General features: G+C 64.5%; 2 protein-coding genes. Both read right to left on the reverse strand.

Annotated features, from left to right (window positions below; genetic code table 11):
- Positions 1 to 331 precede the first annotated feature (331 nt).
- Complete coding sequence (locus QF015_RS21535) at positions 332 to 1,720, reverse strand: HNH endonuclease (protein WP_429390721.1); 1,389 nt, start codon at positions 1,718 to 1,720, stop codon at positions 332 to 334.
- Positions 1,721 to 2,124: 404 nt separating this feature from the next.
- Positions 2,125 to 2,709 (reverse strand): HhH-GPD-type base excision DNA repair protein, encoded by a 585-nt coding sequence (locus QF015_RS21540; protein ID WP_310211281.1) that lies wholly within the window; start codon positions 2,707 to 2,709, stop codon positions 2,125 to 2,127.
- Between the last annotated feature and the right edge of the window lie 225 nt (positions 2,710 to 2,934).

Raw genomic sequence — 2,934 nt, forward strand, 5'->3', positions numbered from 1 at the left:
CGCCACGAGCCAAGGCCCTAGCCCACATAACGGACAACAATCCGCTCCAGGACCTGTTCATATGGGGCTTCACCCGAGCTGTGAGACTTGCCACGGGAATCACTTGGTTGCCCTTAGCCGCTCGGTGGCCTTGCACGCTTCATGCGTGCTTCATCAAGCCAACAAGAGGCCCCCACCATTGTGGAGGCCTTTCGTCGTTAATCTAGTGACGGGCGCTTGCTAGTGACTGCGGCTAACGTGACAGCGCTAGCGAGTGACAGTCGCCATCCTCATCCTGCGATACAGACTGGCTGGAGCACGCCCTTTCATCTGCCCCCTTTGTCCGGCAGCCCTAGCTTTGGTGGAGTGCTCCACCCCTGTGGTGAGGTGCCCCGACGCCCGCCCTGTTTTGGCTCCGCTTGGTGGCGATCTCGCGGTCGCCTTCCGGTGAAGCGGACTGCGCCTGAGGCTCCTGCCCCGCCGAGGAAGCGAATGACAATGGCCTGTGCCCTGGTAGTGGTGGGGCTTTGGATTGGTAGGTGTGTCCTGTGGGGGTGCGGAGTTGAAGGGTGTGGGTGTCTGTGGTGTCGGCGGTGTTTGTGGTGGGTGTTGCGGTCCAGCCGGGGTTTTCTTTGGTGTGGTTGCAGGCTTCGCAGAGTCCGGCGCCGTTGTTCAGGGTGGTGGTGCCGCCGGTGTGCCAGGGCACGATGTGGTCGATGTGTCGGATGGGCGCGTCGCAGTAGGGGGTGCGGCAGGTGTGGTCGCGTGCTTCGATGAAGCGTCGGTGTCGTGGGGGAAAGAGCCGGGCTGTGGAGTCCATGGCCACTAGTTCTCCGGTGGCGGGGGCGGTGTAGAGCCTGCGGAGCCAGACCCGGAACCCGCGATCATCGTTCAGGAGTGTTCTGGCCCATTGGGCGGGGACGATGCCGTAGCCCTGGAGTCTGGCCGGTTCGCTGTCTCCCTGGAAGAGGGTGCGGTCGGTCATGACGAGGTCCAGGTTGATGCCCGTAAACCCGGCCCGGGTGCCGGTGAGGCGTTCGACCAGGGTGTCGGCCATGACCTGCCCCCGAGTCCGTGCATCCCCGCTGGAACGGGCCGACTCAGCACCACGGCTCAACGCGGCATAGACCGCCACGCCTCGGGCTACCGGCAACAACGCCGTCAAGTACGTCATGGTGTCCGGCGCCGGGCGCAGGCTCACCATCCGCTCACTTGCGGCATGGCTGGCCCGTTGAGCCACCGACCGAGGATCGCGCCGGTACGCGGCGGCCTTGGCGGCGGCGATAATCGCTTTGTCGCCTTTCCCGTCGAAAGCGCCGGTGTCGGGGGCGAGTTCGGCATCGACGGCGGCCCGGTCTTCAACACTGAGGCAGGCTGTTTCCTTCACCAGCAGCGTGGCCCGCCACTCGTTCAGCTGGCCGGAGTTCAACGCCGCCAAGGTGTGTGGCATCTCCGTCACCAGTGCTTTGGCCAAACCCAGCAGCCTGGAGCCGCGGTTCGGTGATTCCCGCCGCGCCAACGCCACCTGCGCACCCACACCCTTCCCACGCTCCGCCGCAGGAACACCGGCTTCGGCCTGCTCGGCCCGCTGCGCCAGGTCAAATGCCACAGCAATCCGCGCCTGCAAACCGGAGATGGCTGACTTCATCTCCTCCAACACCCGCAACTGATCAATCAGGTCGCCGCTGACAGTTCCGGACTGAACTGCACCGGGCCGAACCAAACTGCCAGGCCGAACCAAACTGCCGGGCTGAACTGCGCCGGGCTGAGCTGAACTGCCGGGCCGGGCTGCGCTGGGCCGAACCGAACCACCGGGCTGTACCGATCTGCTGGGCTGAAATCGGCTGCGCCCGAGTTTGCGGGCCTGCGCAAAGTTCCCGACGGCGGGAGTCTTCAGTCGAGCAAGCCCGCCGGGGTTGGGCGGCGTCGTGTCCTTGGACGTCATTCCCTGGGAAGAGGCGGCAACCAGCGCAGCCTTCACCGCCTCGCCTGCTCGCCCTCCCCGAATCTGTCCCATAGCTCAACTCTTGCAGCGGACACCGGGCTTCATAAGGCGTGAACATGCCTATGTGGAAAACAGGGGCAGCTCCGGGGCGCAAGGCCAGCACGCTTACAGCTCGCGCTTGCCCTCGTAGGCGGTCGGGATCAGGTGGTGGAAGCCTTTGCGGCTTTGGCGGCTGCCTTCGCTGCTTGCTTGCTCGCACGCACCCTAACCAAGGACTCTGAATCCACGATGTCAGCGACCGACAGGTAGGAACCTTCGTCTCCGTAGTGGCCGGCGGCCTCCCGCCACCCCTCGGCTTCAAGTCCGCACTGCTTGCCCAGCAAAGCCAGGAAGATCTTCGCCTTCTGCTCACCGAAACCAGGCAGCGCTTTGAGCCGGCGGAGTACCTCGGGTCCGTCGGGGTTCCCACGGGTCCAGATGGCGGCCGCATCTCCGTCCCAGTCGCTGTGTACAGTTTCCGCAAGGGCCTGAACCCTGCCGGCCATGGACCCGGGGAAGCGATGGACGGCCGGCCGCTCCTTGAAGACTTCCACGAAGCCGGCGGGGTCGTGCCCTGCGATCATGCCGGGGTCCAAGGAACCAAGACGAGTGCGGATCTTCTCGGGACCAGCAAAGGCCGACTCCATAGTGACCTGCTGATCGAGCAGCATACCCGTGAGCAACGCAAAGGCGTCGTCACTGAGCAGCTGGTCTGCGGCGGCATCTCCTGTGATGTGCAGTTTCATGGGTTCAATCCTCCCACCAGGAGGCGTCTCCGTCATTGGCGCCGTAGGCACACTCGTGCAGGACTGCCACCGCCATGGCGCCGTTTCATTCTTGTGTTCGACGGCGGTGGGTGGGGTTTTGGGGGTGGATTTGCGTTGGGGGTTGGGGGCGTGTATTGTTTTCTGAGTCGCCGGGTGCGAAACGGAAAGCCGGAAGGTGTGTACGGTTCGGTAGGCGGCCAAAAA

Origin of the sequence: Paenarthrobacter sp. TE4293 (genome assembly GCF_050435325.1) — a bacterium.
Classification (GTDB): Bacteria; Actinomycetota; Actinomycetes; order Actinomycetales; family Micrococcaceae; genus Arthrobacter; species Arthrobacter nitroguajacolicus_C.